The organism is Vibrio ordalii ATCC 33509, assembly GCA_000257205.1.
GTDB classification, from domain to species: Bacteria; Pseudomonadota; Gammaproteobacteria; order Enterobacterales; family Vibrionaceae; genus Vibrio; species Vibrio ordalii.
Window position 1 is genome coordinate 1 of record AEZC01000054.1, and the last position, 23192, is coordinate 23192.

Genomic DNA, 23192 nt, shown 5'->3' on the forward strand with positions numbered 1-23192 from the left:
TTATACCCTTCCTACTTGAAGCTGCAGTGGTGTTGGCTACGTTCGTTCACCCCAATCACATAGTTTGCCTATGCTCATGGGGACTCACTCACTTTCCGCCTACCTGCAACTCCACGTTGTTTGGGTATAGATTGTAATAAGGGAGTGGATTTGGTCAAAAAAGTCATACAAACGAAACCGAATATGTTGGGGAAAAGACCCCCGCAGGGGCCTTGCACCATTATTCGTAGCGTTTTGCTTTGTATTGAGGATGCATGAAGTTTTCAACGGACAAGATGTCATCGAGCTCTTCGGCGGTGAGTAAGCCTCGCTCAAGCACCACTTCACGTACGCTCTTACCTGTTTCCGCACAAATTTTACCCACGATGTCACCTTCGTGATGGCCAATGTATGGGTTAAGGTAAGTCACGATACCGATAGAGTTGAATACGTAAGCTTCACACACTTCTTTATTGACAGTGATGCCGTCAATACACTTGTCACGAAGGTTCACACAGGCGTTTGAGAGAATGTCAATTGATTCAAACATGCTTTGTGCAATCACAGGCTCCATCACGTTTAACTGTAATTGACCACCTTCAGCGGCAAAGGAAATGGTGTTGTCGTTGCCCAGTACTTTAAAGCACACTTGGTTGACCACTTCAGGCACCACAGGGTTTACTTTAGCAGGCATGATCGAAGACCCAGCTTGCAGTTCAGGTAGGTTCAACTCGTTAAAACCCGCGCGAGGACCCGATGAAAGAAGACGCAAGTCATTACAGATTTTAGAGAGTTTCACAGCAAGGCGTTTTAGCGCGCCGTGCGCCATCACATAAGCCCCGCAGTCAGAGGTTGCTTCAATTAAATCTTCCGCTGGTACCACAGCTAAGCCAGTCACCGCAGCAAGGTGCTTCACTGCCGCCGCTTGGTAGCCCGGCGCTGCATTGAGGCCAGTACCAATAGCCGTTGCGCCAAGGTTGATTTCAAGCAGCAGTTTAGAGGTGTACTCTAGGTTGCGGATCTCTTCATTAATGGTGACCGCCCAAGCGCGGAACTCTTGACCTACGGTCATCGGTACGGCGTCTTGCAATTGAGTTCGACCCATTTTCAAAATGCCAGAGAACTCTTGGCTTTTTAGCTCAAACGCACCTTTTAGATAGGCAATTGAATCAATCAGTTTCAGGATGCTGTTGTATACCGCAATACGAAAACCAGTAGGGTAAGCACAGTTGGTTGATTGGCTTTTATTAACGTGGTCATTGGGGTTGATGAACTCGTACTGACCCTTTTCTTTACCCATCAATTCCAGAGCAAGGTTTGCGATCACTTCGTTGGTGTTCATATTGACAGAAGTGCCGGCACCGCCTTGGTATACGTCTGACGGAAATTGATCCATGCACTTACCTGTTTCTAGGATCAAGTCACATGCTTGGAGGATGTAATTAGCCACTTGGCTTGGAATGACGCCGAGCTCTTTGTTGGCTAGCGTGGCAGCTTTTTTAGCCATCACCATACCACGTACAAATTCAGGCACATCAGAAATGGTTGATTTTGAAATATTAAAGTTTTCGATAGCGCGCAGCGTATGAATGCCGTAATACGCGTCAGCAGGAACGTGACGTTGACCTAATAGATCTTCTTCGATACGAGTGGCCGAGTTAGCTGTAGTTTCTGATAGGTTAGCCATAACAGGATCCTTAGAGAATTATTCTGATAATTAGTGAAATTATTAGCCATTTCTGCAACTTAAGAGTCCATTCGTCAGAGTTTTAGGCTGGAAAATCCGTCCTGACTTCTGTGGCACATCATACTTAACCTAGATTTAAAAAATAGTAAGTGGATCACCTTTTAAGTCAATATTTGATGAAAATTTGATGTGTATCCATAGGCGTTATTTTCAGGTTTAAAAAATGATTCTCACCTTGATTAACTAATAAGTGACGGTTATGTTGGTGGTGGTATTTATTTGTATGCATGGGGTTTGTTTGTATTTTGTTAGCGAAGGTTAGGCTTTGTCGGTGTGGATATTGAGTGATGGCTAAGTATATGGTCTATAAATGTAAGGATGGTATTGGCATAAGGATGTATTGATATGACGCAAGTCGATGGGCTCTCCCTTACACAGTTTCAAGACTATTTTTTCCGGTCGCTTGATATCATTCCTCTCCCGATAGTCGTTTCGCAAGGGATAATTTCTACCATAGAGGGAGATAACAATCGGCAGCATCTCTATTTTAATCAGACTTTTGTGAAAGAGTTAGGTTACACCATCCAAGATATTCCTGATATTTCTACTTGGTTTACCACGGTTTATCCAGATCCTGAGTATCGGCAAGAAGTTGCTCTAAGGTGGGAGAAGGAAGTCCATGCTTCGATGCTTGCGAACCGACAAATTGCAGAAATTCCCGCACTAATTAAGTGTGGTGATGGTTTGCAACGTTGGTTTACCGTAAGTGCTCAAATTAAGGCTGAGTGCCAGCCTAATTGGCATATCGTTACTTTCCAGAATATTCATCAATTAAAAGCGTCGTTGGAAGAGGTGCTTCATATCTCCAATTCCGATCCTCTAACCCATTTAACTAACCGACGTGGCCTAGAGTATTGGATTGAAGATAGGGAGTTGGGTTGTGATGTGGGGGTTATCATGCTCGACATTGATCATTTTAAATCGATCAATGATAATTTTGGACATATGGCGGGCGATCAATTGCTGTGTACCTTGGCCAATATTCTTTGGCAATCCACCAGTATTGATGCCTGCTGTGTGCGCTGGGGGGGCGAAGAATTTTTAGTTGCCTTACCCGGTGCATCTCCACAAGAGGTGATCGCAATGGCCAATAAAATTCGTTATCACATCGCTTCGTTTGGATTCTATTGGCAGGGGAAGCTTGTACCCGTGACGGTGAGTGCTGGCTGCACGACAGGCGTATTGTTTGATGGCCTTGATAGTTTGATTCAAAAAGCCGATGTTGCATTGTATCAAGCCAAGTTAGGTGGCCGTAATCAGGTTGTGTGCTTTGATTGAGCGTTGAGTGTTGTAGTCGCCTGTGGTTGACGGTAAGGTGAGAGCAATAAACAAAGGAGGGCGTGTGTTTCCAATCTTACTTCTGGCTTTTATTTTTGTGCCAATCATTGAAATTGGTCTCTTTATCCAAGTAGGCAGCTTGCTAGGTATGTGGCCAACCATCGCCTTGGTGCTGATTACGGCATTCGTTGGTGCTTCATTGGTTCGTAGTCAAGGTATTCAGACCTTATTGAGTGTTCAACATCGCTTGCAACAAGGTGAGCTACCTGCTCAACAAATTGTTGAAGGTGTAATATTGGCGGTGGCTGGAGTTCTGCTTTTAGTTCCTGGCTTTTTGACCGATGCACTTGGTATGGTGGCGTTATTGCCAGCCCCTCGTGCGTTACTTGCCAACTATTTGATGAACAAAGTAGTCGTAAATAGTGCTAGTCATTTCCAAACGGAATTTCGCGCAGGCCGGCATAGTCATGGTTCTTTTTCCCAAACTCCTTTCTCATCATCGGAGGCGGGAGAAACATTAGAAGGTGAGTTCGAACGTAAAGAGGACGAACGCAACAAGTTGAATTAAAAGGCTTTGATGAGCCTTTGGGATTGACCAGAGTTGACCGGACAATTTAGATCGCGAAAGTAGGTTGCTTAGTGTAACGTTAAAGCCTATAGTGGCCTCGCTCTGTTGTTCAGGGGTTATTAATGAAACAAAAAATAAAAGTAAAAGTAAATTCTCAGAATCCATCGTAAAAATTGATGTCCTCAGTGTTTCCCTTACCTTATTCGTAACATTAAATAATTCAATCTATCAGTGCATTGCGCATAAGCGCGATAACTTTATGAATTTAAATAAAAGGGACACATTATGTCTAACAAAACAACTGGTTCTGTAAAATGGTTTAACGAAACTAAAGGTTTCGGCTTTCTTACTCAAGATAACGGCGGCGCTGACGTGTTCGTACACTTCAATGCAATCGCTTCTGACGGTTTCAAAACTCTAATTGAAGGCCAAAAAGTGTCTTTCGACGTAGAAAACGGTCAAAAAGGCCTACAAGCAGCTCAAGTAACTGTTCTGTAATCTAGCCTAATATCTAGAATTAATAAAAAGGTCGCCTAGGCGGCTTTTTTGCTATTTAGTGATTTATTTTGCTACCGTTAGCGCTGTCATTGCGCACCTTCAAAACCCATTTGGCGCCACGCTTCAAACGCAATAATAGCGACCGCATTAGAGAGATTTAAACTGCGAGCTTCTGCCATCATCGGAATACGAATACGTTGTGCCATCGGTAAGATTTCAATGACTTGCGCTGGTAATCCACGAGTTTCTGGGCCAAACATCAACACATCTCCTTTTTGAAACTGCGCATCGACGTGGTGCCCCGTGGTTTTAGTGGTACAAGCAAAAATCCGGTACGTTTCGCGCTCTGCATTGAGGTAGTCCATAAAGGCATCCAAGTTGGCATGACGCGTTACGCGCGCTAAATCGTGGTAGTCAAGCCCTGCACGGCGCACTTTCTTTTCTTCTAGATCAAAACCCAGCGGTTCAATAAGATGAAGATGCAAATTAGCGCCGCAATTGGCACACAAACGAATAATATTTCCGGTATTAGGGGCGATTTCAGGTTCGTAAAGTGCGATATCAAACATGGTATAGCTGCTCTTAAGGAGTGTGGGCCGGAAGTATAAGGTGACGAGCCTATTGAGTACAAGTCACCCGTTATTTGGCAATATAGGCACCAGTGGCATTTAACTATCCAATGGGAGAGTGAACTGTACTTTTAACCCACCTAATTGGCTGCGACTTGCATCAATGGTTCCGCTGTGCTGACGAATGGCACTTTCGGTGATGGCTAAGCCTAATCCTGTACCGCCACTGTGCCTATCACGCGCGGTCGAAACACGATAAAAGGGGCGGAAAATATCGTCTAACTCGTTTTCGGGAACGCCTTCACCATTGTCTTCCACGCAAACCGATAGTCTGCTTTTTTCGACCGAAAAGGTAATATTGATTTCATCTTTGCCATAGTAAATGGCGTTACGCACAATGTTTTCCAATGCGCTCATCAGTAGTTTTGGTGCTCCGGAAATGGTGTGCGGTGGAATCGTATTGTAGCTGAGCCTTTTTTCCATCTGCTCGGCCTCAAATTGGGCATCGCTCAACAACTCCTCCCATAAACTGGATAAAGGTTGGACTTCTCGACTGAGATGACTGTTGGTTTGCATACGCGAAAGCGTCAGCAGTTCGCCGATCATCTGCTCTAAACGTTGTGCTTCAGTGTCGATCCGTTCTAATTCGGAGCTGTTACCTTGCTTACGAGTAGCCAGTGCATTGGCCATTCTCAGCCGAGTTAAAGGGGAGCGCAGTTCGTGTGAAATATCCGACAGCAATCGCTGCTGGCCAGAAATCATCTGATTGACGGCTTCTACCATTTGATTAAAGCTTTTTCCCGCTTGGCGAAATTCACTGGTGCCTTTTTCTAAGCTTGGATCGACTACAAATTCGCCGCGAGAGACCCGTTTGGCGGCTTGCTCGAGGCGGCTGGCGGGTTGGCTCAATGCCCATGCGAGCCATAAGAGTAGCGGTGTACTGACGAGCATCACGGCAAGCAGCAGGCCGAACGGGCGGTCAAACAGTTGCAATAAGAACGGGGGGGGTTCATTCCAGCGAATGCCGACAAACAGGAGCAGATCTTGCTTGGCAAGGGTGATGGGCAATGGGCCTGAAATCATATAGCGGCCATAGAGCTTTTGTTGTGGCTTATCAATGGATTCAATGCTGGTCACGAAATTTTGGAGTGCTTTAAATTTGAAGTCGGCTTGAGTTTTTGTGGTGAGGATCGTGCCATCTCGCGTAGTAATGAAAAATTGCGGAGTGCTGCTCTTATCTCGCATATGCCCTTCACTGCGTTGGTTATTACTACTATTTTCTAAACGAAAGACAATACGTGTGAGCTCATGCTCATCTTTAAACGTGCTCTCTATTTTCTGTTTCAAGTGTGAAAGACGTTGGTATTCATCGCTAGGTATATCACGGGTTTTGCGAGGATCAAGGTGCGGCAGTGCTAATACTGCGATCAGCACCAGCAACATCGTAAACCAAAAAATGGCAAAAATTCGGCCATACAAGCTGTTGATTTTAGGTAGACGCATTACTCCTCCAAAATCATGAGATAGCCACGACCACGCAGTGTTTTAATGCGTGATTTACCATCAACACGTTCAGGTAATTTCTTGCGCAAATTCGAGACGTGCATATCAATCGCGCGGTCAAAGGCCGCCAACCGTTTTCCTAGAACATCAAGGCTGAGCGCTTCTTTAGTTAAGGTTTCGCCTGGGTTTTGCACAAAATGAGTCAGCAAGGCAAATTCTGTGGTAGTGAGATCCAATAATTGCCCTTGGCAATAGGCTTCCTGCTTACTGGGATACACCTGAATATCTTGGCATTCAATCACTTCATTTTGTTTGGTGCTAGTGCTGGCTTGAGTGCGACGCAAAATTGCGCGAATGCGCGCAAGTAGCTCTCGGTCACTAAAGGGTTTCGGTAAATAGTCATCCGCGCCGAGTTCTAAACCGATGACGCGGTCGATCTCTTCTCCTTTGGCGGTGAGCATTAAAACAGGGGTATGCCAGTTTTCACGCAATTTTTTCAGCGTTTCCATCCCATTGAGTTTCGGCATCATTACATCGAGTAAAATAAGATCGATACGGCCATGAATGGCAGCGAGCCCACTCTCTCCATCATTCGCTTCAGATACCTCAAAGCCTTCATAGCTTAAGACTTCTTTTAGTAAGCTGGTGAGTTCAGTATCGTCATCAATTAGAAGAATATGCGCCATGTGTCGCCTCGTCGTTGGGGGAAGTTATGGGTACAGTTTACTGTGAAATAGGCAAGATCTTCAGTGAGCAATAAGCTCTTTACGATTCTTTACGCTTGCTATACGTTGTTTTACCGTACATGTCCTATTCTACACTCAAGTGCTGTGAATACAGCTTTTAGAATCCACTTGGTGAAGGAATAGATGATGAAAATGGCAAAAAAACTAGTACTTTCGGCGGTAATACTACCTCTGATTCTTGGCACAGCAAGCGTTTATGCATTTGGTGGTAAAGAGCGACATAAAGGGCCAAATGATGAGTGTGGCGGCTTTGATCGCGGCATAATGCAACAGCTTGACTTGACTGCTGATCAGCAAGCAAAGCTGAAAGAGATGCGTGAAGCGAATCGCGAAGCGATCAAGGGTGAGCATAAAGGTCAACGCCAAGCGAAAATGAAAGCGCACCATGACAAAGTACAAGCTCTCGTGCTAGCGGAGAACTTTGATGCGGCAGCGGCAAATGAATTAGCCAAAGAGATGGTCGATCAACAGGTCGCTCACCGTGTCAAGATGCTAGAAAAACGTCATGACATGATGAGTGTGTTAACTCCGGAACAAAAAGCAAAACTGCAAACGCTACAACAAGATCGCATGCAGCAGTGCATGGAAAATGGTCCTAAGCACATGAAGAAAAATAGCTAATTATTGATAACCGCTAATACGCTAATAATTGAGAATAGGCCTCTGGTGAGGCCTGTTCATTTGTGTCATATTCATTCTTAATTTGAGAGGGTATACTAGCTGCTCATTTTTAAGCTGATTTTAGTGATATGAAACAAGAATACGCACGCCTTGTTACGCTTGCTGCCTGGACAGCAACCCTTGTCGCCTCATTGTTGCTGATAGTAAAAGTGATCGCTTGGTGGGTTACTGGCTCGGTCAGCCTACTCGCATCCTTGATTGATTCCTTACTTGATATTGCCGCTTCCGTGGTCAATTTAATTGTGGTGCGTTACGCACTGCAGCCCGCAGATAAAGAGCACGCCTTTGGTCATGGTAAGGCGGAATCGCTTGCGGCCCTTGCCCAGGCGATGTTCATTTCAGGCTCGGCCTGTTTTCTTATCCTCAATGGGGTTGACCGTTTTTTTCGCCCACACGAATTAACTTCTCCTGAATATGGCGTTTATGTCAGCCTGTTTGCAATGCTAGTGACTTTTGGCTTAGTGTTGTTCCAAAAGCATGTCGTGAAAAAAACGGGCAGCCAAGCCATTGCTGCGGATTCATTGCATTACCAAACTGATCTGTTCATGAATGCGGCGATTATGATCGCGCTCATATTGAGCTGGTTTGGCTTTAAACAGGCCGATGCCATCTTTGCGATCGGCATTGGCGTTTATATTCTTTACAGCGCTTTTCGTATGGTGCAAGAGGCTATTCAGACCTTGTTGGATCGTAAGTTACCTGATGAAGAATTGAAGCAAATCCGCACAGAATGTCTTTCTGTAGCTGGTGTGTTGGGTGTGCATCAATTAAGAACTCGCATGTCTGGACCTGTAAGATTCATTCAGTTACATCTGGAACTCGATGACAATATCCGCTTGATTGAGGCGCATCGCATTTCCGATGAGGTGGAAGATAAGCTACTCGAGGCTTTCCCCGGAGCGGATGTATTAATCCACCAAGATCCTTATTCTGTGGTGTTTGGACCAGAAAAAAAGCAAAAATCACAAGGGTGGTAGCGACAAAAACGCGCTTATTAACTATCTTTTTAAGAACAATAAATAAGCCTGATTCTGATATGAATCAACAAAGCGTTAACTCAAAACTGTAATACTCTTACATAAGTAGCAAACTTACATAATTTCGTGCAAATAACAGTAGTATTCCTCTTTAGGAAAGGTAACATTATGCACAGATTAGAAAGATTTTGCTGTCGGTTTTATCGCTAACGGACAGCGTAAAAAATGAGTATTAAGTTCCCAAAAAATCGAGGGTGAGCATGATTAAAAAGATCGGTGTTTTGACTAGTGGCGGTGACGCACCTGGCATGAACGCAGCAATCCGTGGTGTTGTTCGTACGGCACTCGGTGCTGATTTGGAAGTATTTGGTATTTACGACGGCTACCTTGGCCTTTATGAAGATCGCATTAAAAAATTGGATCTTTCAAGCGTTTCTGACGTTATCAATAAAGGTGGTACTTTCCTAGGTTCTGCGCGTTTCCCTGCATTTCGTGAAGTCGCAGTACGTGAAAAAGCGATCGAAAACCTAAGAAAGCATGGTATTGATGCTTTAGTTGTCATCGGCGGTGACGGATCTTACATGGGTGCGAAAAAGCTGACTGAAATGGGTTTTCCATGCGTTGGTTTACCAGGCACGATTGATAACGACATTGCTGGTACCGACTACACCATTGGTTACTTAACAGCATTAAACACGGTTATCGATGCAATTGACCGTTTACGTGATACTTCCTCTTCTCATCAACGTATTTCGATTGTTGAAATCATGGGTCGTCATTGCGGTGATTTGACTCTGATGTCGGCGATTGCAGGCGGTTGTGAATATATCATCACCCCTGAAACTGGTTTGAATATGGACCAACTGATCGCGAACGTTCAAGACGGCATTAAGAAAGGTAAGAAACACGCCATTATTGCACTGACTGAGTTGATGATGGATGCTAACCAACTAGCAAAAGAAATTGAAAAAGCAACGGGACGTGAAACTCGCGCTACCGTGCTGGGTCATATTCAACGCGGTGGTCGCCCGACGGCGTTTGACCGTGTTCTTGCGTCACGCATGGGTAATTTTGCGGTACATTTACTGCTTGATGGCCACGGTGGTCGTTGTGTTGGTATTCAGAAAGAGCAGTTGGTTCACCACGATATTATCGACGCAATTGAAAATATGAAGCGTCCAGTTCGCACTGATTTGTATAAAGTGGCTGAAGAGCTGTTTTAATCGCTTCTTCCATCTCGGTATAAAGTGAGTAAATAAAAAAGACCGCATTGCGGTCTTTTTTGTCTCTCTATGCTTTGTCGTTAAAATAAAACAGAGCAAAGCACTGGCGGATTACAAAATGATCGCGCGCACTTCTGGGTCTTTGCGCTCTAAGTAGTGAATTGATTTAATACGGCGAATGGTACGACAGCGGCCACGAATTAATAGCGTTTCTGTGGTGGCGATGTTGCCTTTGCGGGTAATGCCTTCCAGCAGATCCCCTTTGGTGATACCAGTAGCTGAGAAAATGACGTTATCACTGCGGGCCATCTCTTCCATTTTCAGCACTACGCCAGCTTCGACACCCATTTCCGCGCAGCGAGCTAACTCTTTTGCACCGTAAATGCGGTTTTCTTCCGTATCGCCTTTGACTTCATGACGTGGTAGCAGACGGCCATGCATATCACCATCTAGAGCTCGGATGACCGCGGCTGAAACCACTCCTTCAGGTGCACCGCCGATGCAGTACATCACGTCGACTTCACTATCAGGCATGCAAGTTAGGATCGAGGCGGCGACATCACCATCTGGCACAGCAAACACACGAACACCCATCTCTTGCATCTGCGCTATGGTGGCATCATGGCGAGGTTTCGCTAAGGTAATCACCACTAGAGTGTCTAATGGTTTATTCAGCGCGGTGGCGATATTTTCTAAATTCTCTTTTAAAGGCTTATTGAGGTCAATGCACCCTTTAGCGCCGGGGCCAACCACCAATTTTTCCATGTACATATCAGGTGCTTTAAGGAAGCTGCCTTTTTCGCCAGCCGCCAAAACAGCCAATGCGTTTGACTGGCCCATTGCCGTCATGCGCGTACCTTCAATAGGATCCACTGCGATATCAACCGCATCGCCACCAAGGCCAACAAGCTCGCCAATGTAGAGCATTGGAGCATCGTCAATTTCGCCTTCACCGATTACAATTTCACCTTGGATGTCGGTTTTATTGAGTAGGTTGCGCATGACTTCTACCGCTGCGCCATCGGCCGCATTTTTATCGCCTCGGCCAAGCCATTTGTAACCTGCCAGTGCAGCACCTTCAGTGACTCGAGAGAATGCCATTGCTAAATCGCGTTTCATGCTAGCTCCAAAGAAAAGGGAATAGGAAATTTCGGCGGGAATTTTAGCATATCAAATAGTAAACGTTTGCTTTTTTAGTTCACAAGGATTGCACTTGATCAAAGCTAAGCGTCAAATTGAGTGAATCTATCGCCAGATAAGGTGTTTTTCTGCCTAGCTTTAGCGCTTAAGTGAGCTTGCGGTTAAGTTGAGCTGATTTTTTAATCAAATAGCGAGAAAATTTGCATATAGTGAGTGTTTCTGAGCGCTGTGCTGAGTAGAATGAACCAATAAGTGAAATTTTGTTCACCTCAACCGAATAACTAAGGGTATGCACCATGTCTTTTGAAGTATTAGAACTACTAGAAGCAAAAATTCAAACCGCAGTTGACACCATCGCACTTCTACAAATGGAAGTGGAAGAGCTTAAAGAAGAGAAACAGCAGCTCGTGAATGAAGCGAATGAGCTAAAAGTAGCGCGTGAAGAGCTTGAGCAAAAAGCGCAACAAATGGAGCAAGAGCAGAATGCATGGCAAGATCGTATTCGTAGCTTACTTGGTAAAATGGACGACGTGGAATAATCTGCTCGCTTAAGTGATACCACAACGCCGACATCAAGTCGGCGTTACTTTTAATCAATCATCGCGTTTTATCACGAGCAACATTTACCAATAATAGCGTTATGAGTGCAGAGAAAGTTTATGCTTTCGGTCTTACGCCCAACGTATGGCACAATGCGTAGGTCATTTCAGCGCGATTGAGCGTATAGAAATGGAAGTCTTTGACGCCTTCACGGCTTAAAATGCGAACCATGTCAATTGCTTGGCTTGCACCCACGAGCTGGCGTGTGGTTGGGTCATCATCTAATCCATTAAATTGTTTCGCCATCCATCCGGGGACTTTAACGTTGTTTTGCGCGGCAAAGCGAGAAGCTTGTTTAAAGTTTGATACCGGTAGAATGCCCGGTACAATTTCAGCATCAATACCAGCAGCTACGCAGCGGTCGCGAAATCGTAAGTAGCTTTCAACATCAAAAAAGAATTGAGTAATTGCGCGGTTTGCACCTGCATCAATTTTGCGTTTTAGATTGACCAGATCGGCTTGCGCGCTTTTCGCTTCAGGGTGGACTTCTGGAAATGCCGCGACAGAAATATCAAAATCATGGCGAGATTTGAGTAGAGTCACTAAGTCGGAAGCATACATTTCTGGTTTGCCGCCACCAGCGGGAATATCGCCACGCAGCGCAACTATGTTCTGGATGCCGTTGTGCCAGTAGTCATCGGCAATCTGAATCAACTCATCGCGAGAGGCATCGATGCAAGTGAGGTGCGGTGCTGCAATAAGACCAGTTTGATCTTTAATCTCTTTAATGATCGAATGGGTGCGGTCGCGCTCGCCAGAGTTTGCTCCGTAAGTCACAGAAACAAATTTAGGTTGCAGGGTTTTTAAACGGTGAACGGAATTCCACAATGTCTCTTCCATTTGCGCTGAGCTGGGTGGAAAAAACTCAAATGAGACATTGATATTATCTGATAGCTCAGCCACGTTCTGGTTGAGTTCATCAATATGACCGGCGTGCGTGTATCCCATTTTATTTCTCCCTGTGGCGTTTTTGCGCCAATCTATTATTCCTTAAGTTGACGTTTAGACGTCTATATGTCCACAGAATGTATTGAATAACATTTTATGTCAACACTGTAATTATGAATATTATTCATGTTGATTGTGAGTGACCTTCAAGTCATGCTGCATGACCTAATATCATCCTTTCGTGGTTAAATTAAGGAGCCTAGGAGCTCCTTAATCTGGAATAAGCTGGAGTGTTACAGTAAGCTTGACAGCAAGTTGAGGTCCGATTGGATAGCTCCTGCTGTCACTTCTCTACCAGCGCCCGGACCACTAATCACTAACGGGTTATCGCGATACCATTTACTCTCGATAGCAAAAATGTTGTCACAAGGTAAAAGGTTAGCCAAAGCGTGTTCACGCTCTAAAGCTTCAACCCCCACCGTTGCTTTGCCATTTTTCTCAAGCCTTGCGACATAGCGTAGCACTTTATCTTCACGTTGTGCTTTGGTTAGCCTCTCGGCTAATTTTTCACTCAGCAGTTGGCCTTTGTCTAAAAAGTCATCCAGTGAGAGGTGCTTGAGCTCATCAGGAACCAGTGATTCAACTTTGACATTTTCCGGTTCGATCTGTAACCCTGCTTCACGGGCTAGGATCACCAGTTTGCGCATGACGTCTGAACCATCCAGATCGCTGCGCGGGTCAGGCTCGGTAAGTCCTTGTTGCCATGCTAAATCGACCAGTTCGCTAAACGGTATTGAGCCGTCGAATTGCTGAAATAACCAAGATAAAGTGCCAGAGAAAATACCAGAGAGGGCGACGATTTCATCGCCGCTTTCACGCAAATCACGCACCGTGTGGTTAATGGGTAAGCCTGCGCCAACCGTCGCGTTGTAGAGCCAATGGCGGCTAATTTTCGCGAACGCTTCTTTTATTTGGTGGTAATCGACGCTAGAGGAAGAGCCCGCGACTTTATTCGCCGAGATAAGGTGAATCCCATTTTCAGCAATATTGAGGTAGTGATCAGCTAGCTCTTTGCTTGCGGTTACATCGAGCACAACCGCTTCGTCATACCCTTGAATATTGCTTAAGCGTTGTAGCCAAGCCATTCCCTCACTGGCAATCGCTTCATCGTCAAAATGCTTTAAAACCGATACCGCATCTATCCCTTGCTCATCAAACCAATAGGTTTGGCTATCGACCACTGCGACCAATTCGAAGTTCATGCCATGGCGTTTTTCTAACTCTGATTTTTGTTCAGCAAAGAGTTTTAACCAACTCGAACCAATGTTGCCTTTGCCACACAGTGCCAGTGCGACCCGTTTTTGCGCCTGAAATAGTTGGTTATGCATACCCACCACTAAGGGGGTGATCGGTGTTTTACGCAGTACCGCAACTAAACTCAGCCCAGATTCTGCTTCACAGATAAACTCGATCGGTGATGAACGTAGCTGTTGATAAAAGCCGTAGCAGTGGTTGGGGTTTTTCGTCACACCAGCACCCACGGCACCCACTAACGAAAAGCCTTCTTTGAGTTTAATTTCCGCTTCAAAAGCGGCATCTTGCAGATGAGCTAGAGCTCCACCTGAAATCTCAGCAGTATAGGCAAGACGCAGTTGGTGTTGGTCGGCTTGAGTATCGAAAGCTAGCGGTTCGAGTTGAGCACGACGCAAGCTGCGCAGCACATCGTTTTGTAGGCGCTGGAAGTCATGCCCGTGAGCAAAATTAAGCTCAATCAACAGCACATCATCAAGTGAAGTAATGATTTTGGCACCACGTCCCGATGCCAATACACGCTCAATACGAGTCGATCCTGCTTCGGGTTGATAACTGCAGCGCAAGTGCAAATCCATGGTGCTTTGCGCCACGGGCTGCAAAGTTCGGCTGTGCAATACCGGGGCGGCAAGGCGCGCTAACTCGTTGGTTTCGTCCAAACGCAGTAGCGGCAGTAAACAGGCATCACTAACAATGCGCGGGTCGGCGCTATAAACACCGGCCACATCACTCCAAATCGTTACTCGGTTTACTTCCGCAAGTGCGCCGATCATCGTAGCGGAGTAATCGGAGCCATTGCGCCCAAGTAGCACAGTATCACCTTGTTCACTGCGAGCCATAAAGCCTGTGATGATCACTCGGTGATGCGCGTGTTGTGCCAAAATTTCTTTCAGCAAAGGGTAGGAGCGAGCGCGATCCACTTCCGGTTGTGTGCCTGCTTGCGCGCGAAGAAATTCGCGGGCGTCTTGTGCTACAGCCGCAAGGTTATGTTGATTGAGTAACGCCGCCAATAAGCGTGATGACCACACTTCACCATGGCCAAGTACCGCCGCTTGTTGAGCTGGTGATAGGGGCGCGCAAAGCTGACCCAAAGTGCGAATTTCGTTGGTGAGTAAAGTGATGAGCGGTTGCGCTGCATCTTCATCGAGCAGCGCGTTGATTAAATCGGTTTGGTACTGACGGACCGATTGCAAGTTCTCATGAGCCACTCGACCATCTTTATTAAGAGCGTCGAGAAATTCGATTAAACGATTGGTGGTTTTTCCTGCGGCAGAAACCACCACCAAATCATCAGCTTGAGAATACTCTTTTAAGATATTAACGACCCGTTTGTAGCATTCAGGATCGGCAAGGCTGCTACCGCCAAACTTGTGCAATTGACGTAGGGCAGTCATTAATAGGCCTCCTGCGCTTTAGCAAAGGCCTGCGCGAGATCGTCAATCAAATCTTGCGCATCTTCTAAGCCGACCGATAGGCGTAATAGCTGCTGTGAAACACCGGCTTCGGCCAACGCTTCTTCGCCCATCGCTCGGTGAGTCATCGAAGCGGGGTGGCAGATTAAGCTCTCCACGCCTCCTAATGACTCTGCCAGTGAGAATAATGTTAACTGAGAGACAAAATATTTAAGCTGTTCAAAGCTGCCCGCAAACTCAAAACTGAGCATAGAGCCAAAGCCAGATTGCTGCTTTTTCGCTATCTCATGGCCAGGATGCTCTGGCAAACTCGGGTGATAAATGACCTTTACTAAGGCTTCGCTTTGCAGATAGTCCAAAATAGCGCGTGAGCTCTCCTCATGGACGCGCATTCTTGCGCCTAAGGTACAAATGCCACGCAGCGTCATGTAGCTATCAAAAGGGGTTCCCGTTGAGCCAAGGCAGTTGCCCCACCATGCTAGCTCTTCAGCGTGCTGCTCTGTTTTGGTGATCACGACCCCGCCAATCACATCGGAGTGGCCGTTGATGAATTTGGTGGTGGAGTGGATGACAAAATCTGCGCCCAACTCTAATGGTTTTTGAAATACTGGCGTTAAGAAGGTGTTGTCAACCGCCACTAATGCACCGACGGCGTGTGCTTGTTGGCAAATATCAGCAATATCGACCACGCGAACTAATGGGTTGGATGGAGTTTCAATGAGTAGCAATTTGGGTTTTTTCGCCAAAGCAGCCTGCAAAGCGTTTGGATCGGATTGATCAATAAAGAGTGTCTGAAAATCGCCTTTTTTGGCGCGTGTATTAAACAGGCGATATGTGCCACCGTAGCAGTCATGCGGGGCCACAATCAGATCGTCAGGACTTAAAAAGGCGGAAACCCATAGATTCAGCGCCGAAGTGCCACAGTTAGTCACCACCGCGCCTTGACCCGATTCGAGTTCAAACAACGCTTTTTCGAGCAGACCTCGATTCGGGTTGCCAGAGCGTGTGTAATCGTATTTAGGCACTTCACCAAACGCAGGAAAGCTATAATTTGTCGAAAGATAAATTGGAGGCACAACAGCATGATATTGAGAGTCGGATTCAATACCGGTTCTAACGGCGATGGTGGCTGGCTTGCGAGTGGTCATGACGGTTTCCTTACTTAATAAACTCAATAAACTGACTTTTATTGAGGGGGTTCCTGCCTTATTCGGGGACAACTAAGGTGGCAATTTCAATTGTCTAGAGTATTAGCTATATCCGATAGTGCGCTATATTGCTATCTCTCAGTCGATAATGGCACACTTTACTGAACCGAAAAGAAGACGTCAATATATCTAGACGTCAATATATCTAGACGTCTATATGTCTTTGCTTGTGGCGGTAAATCCCGCTAAAATCCAACTTTCAAATTTTTAACGACCAATTACGATAACGAAGGTGCGCAATGGCAGACTGGAATGGGGAATACATTAGCCCATATGCTGAACATGGGAAGAAGAGTGAGCAAGTCAAAAAAATCACCGTTTCAATCCCATTGAAAGTGTTGAAAGTATTAACTGATGAGCGCACTCGCCGTCAAATCAATAACTTACGCCACGCAACCAACAGTGAGCTGCTGTGTGAAGCCTTCTTGCATGCTTATACCGGTCAACCTTTACCGACCGACGAAGATTTGAGAAAAGATCGTCCAGACGATATTCCGACCGAAGCCAAAGCATTAATGACCGCCATGGGCATTGAATTTGAAGCGTATGATGATGAAGAAGTGTAGCGCGTAATTGCGGTACAACGAGATAAAATCGAGAGGATACTGGGTAAGTTGCCATGGTGACTTTGGCTCTGTGTCTCAGAATATAAAAAAACCGCTGAAAGTCAGCGGTTTTTTTCGAGCGAGGCATTTAGCCGCTCAAGCTTGTGATTATTCTTGCATGTAATTGACAGGCATCTCGATTCGAGCGACGCCAGAGTCAACCGCTGCTTGAGCAACCGCTTTAGCAACACGAGGCAGTAGGCGTGGGTCCATCGGTTTTGGAATGATGTATTCAGGGCCGAAACTTAACGCTTTTACGCCTGCGGCTTTCAACACTTCAGCCGGCACTTCTTCTTTAGCCAGTTCACGTATCGCCTCAACTGCGGCTAGCTTCATTTGGTCATTAATTTCACTAGCACGGACATCCAAAGCGCCACGGAAAATAAATGGGAAGCACAACACGTTGTTGACTTGGTTTGGATAATCGCTACGACCTGTGCCGAGAATTAAATCATCACGTACCGCGCGTGCGAGTTCTGGTTTAATTTCTGGATCCGGGTTTGAGCAAGCAAATACGATCGGTTTATCGGCCATTAATTTTAGCGCTTCGGCAGGCAGCAGGTTGGGGCCTGACACACCTAGGAATAAGTCAGCGCCTTCAATCACATCTTCCAGTGTGCGTTTGTCGGTGTTATTAGCAAACAACTGCTTATATTCATTGATGTCATCACGACGAGTATGAATCACACCTTTGCGATCAAGCATGTAGATTTTTTCACGCATTGCGCCGCACTTAATCAATAGTTCCATGCAAGCGGTGGCTGCTGCGCCAGCGCCAAGACAGACGATAGTGCATTCGTTGAGTTTCTTGCCTTGCAGTTCAATCGCATTGAGCATGCCAGCTGCAGTAACAATCGCAGTGCCGTGTTGATCGTCATGGAAAACAGGCACATTACAGCGTTCGATCAAACGGCGTTCAATCTCAAAGCAATCTGGTGCTTTGATATCTTCTAAGTTGATGCCGCCAAAGGTGTCGGCGATGTTAGCAACCGTATCGATAAATTCATCGATTGTGCGGTGTTTTACTTCAATATCAATTGAATCAAGTCCAGCAAAGCGTTTAAACAGTAGCGCTTTTCCTTCCATGACGGGCTTGGAAGCCATCGGACCTAAGTTACCTAAACCAAGAATAGCCGTGCCGTTTGAGATCACAGCGACGGTGTTGCCTTTCGCAGTGTATTTATAAACGTTGTCGATGTTCTGCGCGATTTCACGAACCGGTTCAGCGACGCCCGGACTGTAAGCTAGAGCAAGGTCTTCAGCCGAGTCGGCAGGCTTAGTTAATGAAATGGCAATTTTACCCGCGGTTGGGTAAGCATGATAATCGAGTGCGCGTTGGCGAAATTGTTCTTCTGCCGTTAATTCTTGGTGAGTGTCATCAGACATAGGTATAAGTGCTCGTGTTGGATTGGAAAAGGTCCATAATTCTAATGGATGTTGCTCAAACTTCCTAGGCGGGAACCTGACGTGCTTCATCAAAAAATGGAGAAAATGTCGCAGATAAGACCAGTGCGTACTGACAACTATACAAAAAATGCCAACAAAAAAGGATGCCGAGGCATCCTTTTTTAATTTTCTAGCAAAAAAAAGATTATTTGCTAGAAAGAGCACCGAAACGCTTGTTGAAGCGATCTACACGGCCGCCAGTATCAACGATACGTTGCTTACCAGTGTAGAATGGGTGACATTTGTCACACACGTCTAGGTGGATAGAATCTTTGCCTAGCGTTGAGCTGAACTCGAAAGAGTTGCCGCAAGAACAAGTCGCGCTAACTGCTTTGTACTCTGGATGGATACCAGCTTTCATGGGATAACCTCAAATTGGGCCGCGTCGCTATCCGAATCTATGCCGGACACCACACGTAGTTAATAAAAAAATGTTGATACCGCTGACTGCTTAACATCAAGCAAGAAGCCATATCATCAAGGCGCGATATATTAATGAATCCTCTTCAGTGGATCAAGCCATTTCGCCGCTATTTTCGCCATATTTTTGTCCAATGACGAAGCTCGAATTTCGGTGACGCATCCAGTAGACTGTCTTTTCACATTTTTTGTAGAACGAACGGTCGATTATGCGCCCCACCATTGCACGCGTTGCCTTACCTGTCCCATTGGATAAGCAGTTTGATTATCAGATCCCAAGTCATCTGTTTCCGATTGTTGGTGGACGAGTGTCGGTGCCATTTGGTCGGCAAACTCTGGTGGGTATCGTCACCGCTATAGTCAGTGAGTCTGAGTTTTCAGTCGATCAATTAAAGCCGCTAAAAGCAGTGCTCGATAGCCAGCCAGTCTGGCCTGAGAAACTCTATCAATTGCTGTTATGGTGTAGCCAGTTTTATCAATACCCATTAGGCGACACGCTATTTAATGCATTGCCTGGCGCATTACGCAAAGGGAAAGCGGCCGATTTTTCGACTTTAGTAGAGTGGCAACTGACGCCCGGTGGGCGCGATCAACTCATGCAAGGATTTGGGCGAGCGGTAAAGCAAGCCAAAGTGATGGCGATGCTTGAGTCTGGCGCTGTACCCCATCAACTGTTTATTGATGAAGAGGTAGGTAGCAGCGTACTCAAAATCTTACAAGAGAAAGGCTGGATAGAATCACTGGAAAAACGGCCGACACTGACGGCTTGGCCGCAGAATGTTGAAGCGGATGTGGAAAAGCCCAAGCTCAACCAAGAACAAGCGATCGCGATTGCTTCAATTAATAGCCATCACCATTTCGCATGCTATTTACTTGAAGGGGTCACCGGTTCAGGGAAAACCGAAGTTTATTTAAACCTGATTAAACCCGTTTTAGAAAAGGGCCGCCAGGCATTGGTACTGGTGCCTGAGATTGGTCTAACACCACAAACCATTAACCGCTTTCGTAAGCGATTTAATGTGCCAGTTGCCGTGGTCCACTCGGGGCTCAATGAAACCGAGCGCCTCAACGCGTGGTTAGCGGCGCGTGATAATATTGCGGGCATTATTATTGGTACTCGCTCAGCGCTACTAACGCCTTTTGCAGATCTAGGTATCATCATTGTTGATGAAGAACATGACGCTTCGTATAAACAGCAAGATAGCCTACGCTACCATGCAAGAGATGTCGCGGTAATGCGTGCAAATCTTGAGCAGATCCCGATTGTGCTCGGTTCCGCCACTCCAGCATTAGAAACGTTGCATAATGCATTGAGCGGCAAATATCATCACTTAAGCTTAACTCAGCGTGCGGGCGTAGCGGTTCCCACTAAAAACAAAGTGTTGGATGTGAAAGGCCTGTTTTTAGAGAGTGGTTTATCAGCGCCGCTGATTGCTGAGATGAGAAAACACCTCAGCGCTGGTAACCAAGTGATGCTGTTTCTCAATCGGCGCGGCTTCTCGCCCGCGCTGATGTGCCATGAATGCGGTTGGATTGCCGAATGCAAACGTTGCGATGCGTACTATACCTTTCACCAATACAGCAGTGACATGCGTTGTCACCATTGCGGCTCGCAACGTCCGGTGGTTCATCAGTGTCAAGGTTGTGGTTCAACTCAGTTGGTCACGGTTGGGGTAGGTACCGAGCAACTTGAAGCGCAACTGGCGCAGCTTTTCCCCGAATATAAAACGGTGCGTATTGATCGCGATAGTACGCGTCGTAAAGGCAGTTTAGAAAGTGCATTATCATCGATTCGCCAAGGTGAGTATCAGATTTTAATCGGCACGCAGATGCTCGCTAAAGGGCACCATTTTCCCGATGTGACTTTAGTGGCGTTATTGGATGTGGATGGTTCGCTATACAGCAGTGATTTTCGCGCCGCCGAACGCTTGGCGCAGCTATTTACTCAAGTGGCAGGTCGAGCAGGGCGTGCTAGCAAACCCGGCGAAGTCATTTTACAAACGCATCACCCGGAACACAGTTTGCTGCAAGCACTGTTGCAAAAGGATTATCGTCATTTTGCAGAAACCGCGTTAGAAGAGCGGAAAATAGCGATGTTGCCGCCTTACACCTATCTCACACTATTTAAAGCGGAATCCAATCAAGCTTCGATGGTGGAAGAGTTCTTACGCCAAATCAGGCATACGTTAGAAGCGCATCCATTATTTGATGATTCGTGCTTAGTGTTAGGGCCAACCCCAGCCCCATTGGCGAAAAGAGCGGGCAAATATCGTTGGCAGTTATTACTGCAAACTCAGCATCGATCCAAAATGCAAAAACTATTGATGAGCGCTAAACCAGCCATTGGACTGTTACCTCTAGCCAAGAAAATTCGCTGGTCGTTAGATATTGAACCGCAAGATCTCAGTTAAACCTCAGTAGCGTTTCCGATGAAATGAGATGTAACATATTGAAGCAATCGAATGCTAAAGAGGCTGCTATTATTTTTGCTAGCCAATTTAATCCTCTCTAATGTGAGTGACTTCACGCTTGTTATGTAAGATTTGTTAATCTGACCGTAACTTTATGGGTGGAAATGAATAGACTATCACTCATATATCCGCTGTGAATAACAGCTCGTCGTTTAAAATGGATAACCAGATTGTACAATCTGATTGTATAAACATAACAACGGGTGATTTCAACCCAGTAACGACTTTTAAAGAGGTTAATTTCTATGGCGACAATGAAGGATGTTGCCCAGCTTGCAGGTGTATCAACCGCCACAGTATCTAGGGCGTTGATGAACCCTGAAAAAGTATCATCTTCAACGCGAAAGCGTGTCGAAGATGCCGTTTTAGAAGCTGGTTACTCACCAAATTCTCTCGCTCGCAACTTACGCCGTAATGAATCCAAAACCATTGTCGCTATCGTGCCGGATATTTGTGACCCTTACTTCACCGAGATCATTCGTGGTATCGAAGATGCGGCGATGGAACATGGTTATTTAGTACTACTGGGTGATAGTGGTCAGCAGAAAAAGCGAGAAAGTTCTTTAGTTAACCTCGTATTTACTAAGCAAGTTGATGGCATGTTGCTGCTAGGTACGGATTTGCCGTTTGATGTCAGTAAGCCTGAACAAAAAAACCTGCCACCTATGGTGATGGCCTGTGAATTTGCGCCAGAACTTGAGTTGCCAACGGTACATATTGATAACCTTACCTCAGCGTTTGAGGCGGTGAACTACCTTACGCAGCTTGGGCACAAACGCATCGCGCAAATTTCAGGGCCAGCAGAGGCAACCTTGTGTAAGTTCCGCCATCAAGGTTATCAACAAGCCTTACGCCGTGCAGGGATTGAAATGAATCCTAATTATTGCACTTATGGTGATTTTACTTTTGAAGCCGGGGCTAAAGCACTGCGCCAATTATTGGCGTCATCTGAGCCCCCCACCGCCATTTTTAGTCATAATGACAGTATGGCGATCGGTGTCATTAAGGAAGCCAAAAAATTGGGTTTGCGCGTTCCACAAGATATTTCAGTGGTGGGATTTGATGATATTCAATTTGCGCTCTACTGCGATCCACCGTTAACGACCATCTCACAGCCGCGCTATGAGATAGGGCGTCAAGCGATGCTCATGATGCTCGATCTTCTTCGCGGTCAAGAGGTTGGCGCAGGTTCTCGACTATTAGAAACCAAGTTAGTGATTCGAGAAAGCGCAGCGCCTCCTCGTTTGAGCTAACCACATGCAGCGCATTTTTGATGCGCTGCAACTCTTTCAACACTATTAAGTCGTTGGAAACTGCATTAACATTGGCACAAACCATCAACTTTTGAATTCTCTGTGGCTAATAAAGATTATGTAAGGCGCGGTCGTAGTCCGAAAAAGCCGACCCCGAAAAAAACAGCTCCACGTCGTAAACCTTGGCGTAGTGGCTTATTGGCACTGTTGCTCGTTTCCGGTTTTGGTTATGGGCTGTTCTTACTCAGCCGTGATCCTGAGCCGCCTCAAGCGGTTGTGGTTCCTACAAAACCAGTCGCAAAACCTAAGCCAGAGAAAGTGATCCCACCGCCCCCAGAGGAAAAATGGGATTACGTGGATAGCTTGCCGAAACGTGAAGTAGAAGTGGTAGCCAAAGAACAAAAAGTGTCTGAAATTCCTTATATTATGCAGTGTGGGGCGTACAAGACTTCGTCGCAGGCTGAAAGCCGTAAACTCGATATCGCGTTTCAGGGTTTAAAAAGTGAAATCCGAAAAACGGAAGGCAGCAGTTGGTATCGCGTGGTATTAGGGCCATACAAATATAAGCGTGATGCGCAGCGTGACGAGCATAAATTACAACGCGCTAAAATTGAGCCGTGCGCCATTTGGACTGAACCACAATAAGAGCGATCACTCACCGCATCCAAT

21 protein-coding genes are annotated in these 23192 nt (G+C 46.0%); 11 read left to right on the plus strand and 10 right to left on the minus strand.

Annotation, left to right across the window (positions count from 1 at the left end; translation table 11 throughout):
• Positions 1 to 220: 220 nt before the first annotated feature.
• On the minus strand, positions 221 to 1666 hold the full coding sequence (gene aspA / locus VOR_RS0103395; protein ID WP_010318326.1) for an aspartate ammonia-lyase: 1446 nt from the start codon (positions 1664 to 1666) through the stop codon (positions 221 to 223).
• Between the two features lie 405 nt (positions 1667 to 2071).
• On the opposite strand from aspA, the gene VOR_RS0103400 reads away from it, so the two are divergent.
• The 3 genes from VOR_RS0103400 (at position 2072) to cspE (ending at position 4070) form a co-directional block, all read left to right on the plus strand.
• Positions 2072 to 3004, plus strand: a complete 933-nt coding sequence (locus VOR_RS0103400) for a sensor domain-containing diguanylate cyclase (protein WP_010318327.1) — start codon at positions 2072 to 2074, stop codon at positions 3002 to 3004.
• A gap of 64 nt (positions 3005 to 3068) precedes the next feature.
• Positions 3069 to 3572, plus strand: a complete 504-nt coding sequence (locus VOR_RS0103405; RefSeq protein ID WP_010318328.1) for an FxsA family protein — start codon at positions 3069 to 3071, stop codon at positions 3570 to 3572.
• A gap of 285 nt (positions 3573 to 3857) precedes the next feature.
• Entirely contained in the window at positions 3858 to 4070 is a 213-nt protein-coding gene (gene cspE, locus VOR_RS0103410; protein ID WP_010318329.1) for a transcription antiterminator/RNA stability regulator CspE, read from the plus strand.
• Between the two features lie 86 nt (positions 4071 to 4156).
• Here the strand turns inward: cspE and VOR_RS0103415 are convergent, their stop codons facing one another.
• From VOR_RS0103415 to VOR_RS0103425, 3 genes are all read right to left on the minus strand, one after another.
• Positions 4157 to 4639 carry a tRNA (cytidine(34)-2'-O)-methyltransferase gene (locus VOR_RS0103415; protein WP_010318330.1) on the minus strand — a complete coding sequence of 161 codons (483 nt, stop codon included), beginning with the start codon at positions 4637 to 4639 and terminating at the stop codon, positions 4157 to 4159.
• A 99-nt stretch (positions 4640 to 4738) separates the two neighbouring features.
• A complete protein-coding gene (gene cpxA, locus VOR_RS0103420; RefSeq protein WP_010318331.1) occupies positions 4739 to 6142 on the minus strand; it encodes an envelope stress sensor histidine kinase CpxA in 1404 nt (467 codons plus the stop codon).
• On the minus strand, positions 6142 to 6828 hold the full coding sequence (locus tag VOR_RS0103425; protein ID WP_010318332.1) for a response regulator: 687 nt from the start codon (positions 6826 to 6828) through the stop codon (positions 6142 to 6144). Before VOR_RS0103425 ends, cpxA begins: the two co-directional genes overlap by 1 nt.
• Positions 6829 to 7014: 186 nt before the next feature.
• On the opposite strand from VOR_RS0103425, the gene VOR_RS0103430 reads away from it, so the two are divergent.
• The 3 genes from VOR_RS0103430 (at position 7015) to pfkA (ending at position 9769) form a co-directional block, all read left to right on the plus strand.
• Positions 7015 to 7509 (plus strand): CpxP family protein, encoded by a 495-nt coding sequence (locus tag VOR_RS0103430; protein ID WP_010318333.1) that lies wholly within the window; start codon positions 7015 to 7017, stop codon positions 7507 to 7509.
• A gap of 128 nt (positions 7510 to 7637) precedes the next feature.
• Positions 7638 to 8546, plus strand: a complete 909-nt coding sequence (gene fieF / locus VOR_RS0103435) for a CDF family cation-efflux transporter FieF (RefSeq protein ID WP_010318335.1) — start codon at positions 7638 to 7640, stop codon at positions 8544 to 8546.
• A gap of 260 nt (positions 8547 to 8806) precedes the next feature.
• Complete coding sequence (pfkA, locus tag VOR_RS0103440) at positions 8807 to 9769, plus strand: 6-phosphofructokinase (RefSeq protein ID WP_010318336.1); 963 nt, start codon at positions 8807 to 8809, stop codon at positions 9767 to 9769.
• Between the two features lie 111 nt (positions 9770 to 9880).
• On the opposite strand, the gene glpX is transcribed toward pfkA, so the two are convergent.
• On the minus strand, positions 9881 to 10888 hold the full coding sequence (gene glpX, locus VOR_RS0103445; protein WP_010318337.1) for a class II fructose-bisphosphatase: 1008 nt from the start codon (positions 10886 to 10888) through the stop codon (positions 9881 to 9883).
• A gap of 317 nt (positions 10889 to 11205) precedes the next feature.
• Between glpX and zapB the strand changes: the two genes are divergently transcribed.
• Positions 11206 to 11448 carry a cell division protein ZapB gene (zapB, locus tag VOR_RS0103455; protein ID WP_010318338.1) on the plus strand — a complete coding sequence of 81 codons (243 nt, stop codon included), beginning with the start codon at positions 11206 to 11208 and terminating at the stop codon, positions 11446 to 11448.
• A gap of 118 nt (positions 11449 to 11566) precedes the next feature.
• Here the strand turns inward: zapB and metF are convergent, their stop codons facing one another.
• From metF to VOR_RS0103470, 3 genes are all read right to left on the minus strand, one after another.
• The gene (gene metF / locus VOR_RS0103460; RefSeq protein WP_010318339.1) at positions 11567 to 12457 is read right to left on the minus strand and encodes a methylenetetrahydrofolate reductase; all 891 of its coding nucleotides are present in this window, start codon (positions 12455 to 12457) and stop codon (positions 11567 to 11569) included.
• Positions 12458 to 12690: 233 nt separating this feature from the next.
• Positions 12691 to 15102, minus strand: a complete 2412-nt coding sequence (locus tag VOR_RS0103465) for a bifunctional aspartate kinase/homoserine dehydrogenase II (protein ID WP_010318340.1) — start codon at positions 15100 to 15102, stop codon at positions 12691 to 12693.
• A complete protein-coding gene (locus VOR_RS0103470; protein ID WP_010318341.1) occupies positions 15102 to 16268 on the minus strand; it encodes an O-succinylhomoserine (thiol)-lyase in 1167 nt (388 codons plus the stop codon). The genes VOR_RS0103465 and VOR_RS0103470 overlap by 1 nt, the downstream gene beginning before the upstream one ends.
• Positions 16269 to 16567: 299 nt before the next feature.
• Between VOR_RS0103470 and metJ the strand changes: the two genes are divergently transcribed.
• A complete protein-coding gene (gene metJ, locus VOR_RS0103475) occupies positions 16568 to 16894 on the plus strand; it encodes a met regulon transcriptional regulator MetJ (protein WP_010318342.1) in 327 nt (108 codons plus the stop codon).
• Positions 16895 to 17041: 147 nt separating this feature from the next.
• Here the strand turns inward: metJ and VOR_RS0103480 are convergent, their stop codons facing one another.
• Both VOR_RS0103480 and rpmE read right to left on the minus strand, forming a co-directional pair.
• Positions 17042 to 18319: a malic enzyme-like NAD(P)-binding protein gene (locus VOR_RS0103480; protein ID WP_010318343.1), complete on the minus strand. Its 1278-nt coding sequence runs from the start codon at positions 18317 to 18319 to the stop codon at positions 17042 to 17044.
• 205 nt (positions 18320 to 18524) lie between these two features.
• Positions 18525 to 18740, minus strand: a complete 216-nt coding sequence (gene rpmE / locus VOR_RS0103485; protein WP_010318344.1) for a 50S ribosomal protein L31 — start codon at positions 18738 to 18740, stop codon at positions 18525 to 18527.
• 268 nt (positions 18741 to 19008) lie between these two features.
• On the opposite strand from rpmE, the gene priA reads away from it, so the two are divergent.
• The 3 genes from priA (at position 19009) to VOR_RS0103500 (ending at position 23168) form a co-directional block, all read left to right on the plus strand.
• Positions 19009 to 21210, plus strand: a complete 2202-nt coding sequence (priA, locus tag VOR_RS0103490; protein WP_010318345.1) for a primosomal protein N' — start codon at positions 19009 to 19011, stop codon at positions 21208 to 21210.
• 305 nt (positions 21211 to 21515) lie between these two features.
• Positions 21516 to 22523 carry a DNA-binding transcriptional regulator CytR gene (gene cytR, locus VOR_RS0103495; protein WP_010318346.1) on the plus strand — a complete coding sequence of 336 codons (1008 nt, stop codon included), beginning with the start codon at positions 21516 to 21518 and terminating at the stop codon, positions 22521 to 22523.
• Positions 22524 to 22625: 102 nt separating this feature from the next.
• On the plus strand, positions 22626 to 23168 hold the full coding sequence (locus VOR_RS0103500; RefSeq protein ID WP_010318347.1) for an SPOR domain-containing protein: 543 nt from the start codon (positions 22626 to 22628) through the stop codon (positions 23166 to 23168).
• The last annotated feature ends 24 nt before the right edge of the window (positions 23169 to 23192 follow it).

Excerpts from the sequence above, each read along its gene's own strand:
- metF (WP_010318339.1), bottom strand. The coding sequence starts at position 12,457 with ATGGGATACACGCACGCCGGTCATATTGATGAACTCAACCAGAACGTG.
- VOR_RS0103465 (WP_010318340.1), bottom strand. The coding sequence starts at position 15,102 with ATGACTGCCCTACGTCAATTGCACAAGTTTGGCGGTAGCAGCCTTGCC.
- fieF (WP_010318335.1), top strand. The coding sequence starts at position 7,638 with ATGAAACAAGAATACGCACGCCTTGTTACGCTTGCTGCCTGGACAGCA.
- cpxA (WP_010318331.1), bottom strand. The coding sequence starts at position 6,142 with ATGCGTCTACCTAAAATCAACAGCTTGTATGGCCGAATTTTTGCCATT.
- VOR_RS0103425 (WP_010318332.1), bottom strand. The coding sequence starts at position 6,828 with ATGGCGCATATTCTTCTAATTGATGACGATACTGAACTCACCAGCTTA.
- cspE (WP_010318329.1), top strand. The coding sequence starts at position 3,858 with ATGTCTAACAAAACAACTGGTTCTGTAAAATGGTTTAACGAAACTAAA.
- VOR_RS0103480 (WP_010318343.1), bottom strand. The coding sequence starts at position 18,319 with ATGTCTGATGACACTCACCAAGAATTAACGGCAGAAGAACAATTTCGC.
- VOR_RS0103415 (WP_010318330.1), bottom strand. The coding sequence starts at position 4,639 with ATGTTTGATATCGCACTTTACGAACCTGAAATCGCCCCTAATACCGGA.
- metJ (WP_010318342.1), top strand. The coding sequence starts at position 16,568 with ATGGCAGACTGGAATGGGGAATACATTAGCCCATATGCTGAACATGGG.
- aspA (WP_010318326.1), bottom strand. The coding sequence starts at position 1,666 with ATGGCTAACCTATCAGAAACTACAGCTAACTCGGCCACTCGTATCGAA.
- pfkA (WP_010318336.1), top strand. The coding sequence starts at position 8,807 with ATGATTAAAAAGATCGGTGTTTTGACTAGTGGCGGTGACGCACCTGGC.
- priA (WP_010318345.1), top strand. The coding sequence starts at position 19,009 with ATGCGCCCCACCATTGCACGCGTTGCCTTACCTGTCCCATTGGATAAG.
- glpX (WP_010318337.1), bottom strand. The coding sequence starts at position 10,888 with ATGAAACGCGATTTAGCAATGGCATTCTCTCGAGTCACTGAAGGTGCT.
- VOR_RS0103470 (WP_010318341.1), bottom strand. The coding sequence starts at position 16,268 with ATGACCACTCGCAAGCCAGCCACCATCGCCGTTAGAACCGGTATTGAA.
- rpmE (WP_010318344.1), bottom strand. The coding sequence starts at position 18,740 with ATGAAAGCTGGTATCCATCCAGAGTACAAAGCAGTTAGCGCGACTTGT.
- cytR (WP_010318346.1), top strand. The coding sequence starts at position 21,516 with ATGGCGACAATGAAGGATGTTGCCCAGCTTGCAGGTGTATCAACCGCC.
- VOR_RS0103430 (WP_010318333.1), top strand. The coding sequence starts at position 7,015 with ATGAAAATGGCAAAAAAACTAGTACTTTCGGCGGTAATACTACCTCTG.
- VOR_RS0103400 (WP_010318327.1), top strand. The coding sequence starts at position 2,072 with ATGACGCAAGTCGATGGGCTCTCCCTTACACAGTTTCAAGACTATTTT.
- zapB (WP_010318338.1), top strand. The coding sequence starts at position 11,206 with ATGTCTTTTGAAGTATTAGAACTACTAGAAGCAAAAATTCAAACCGCA.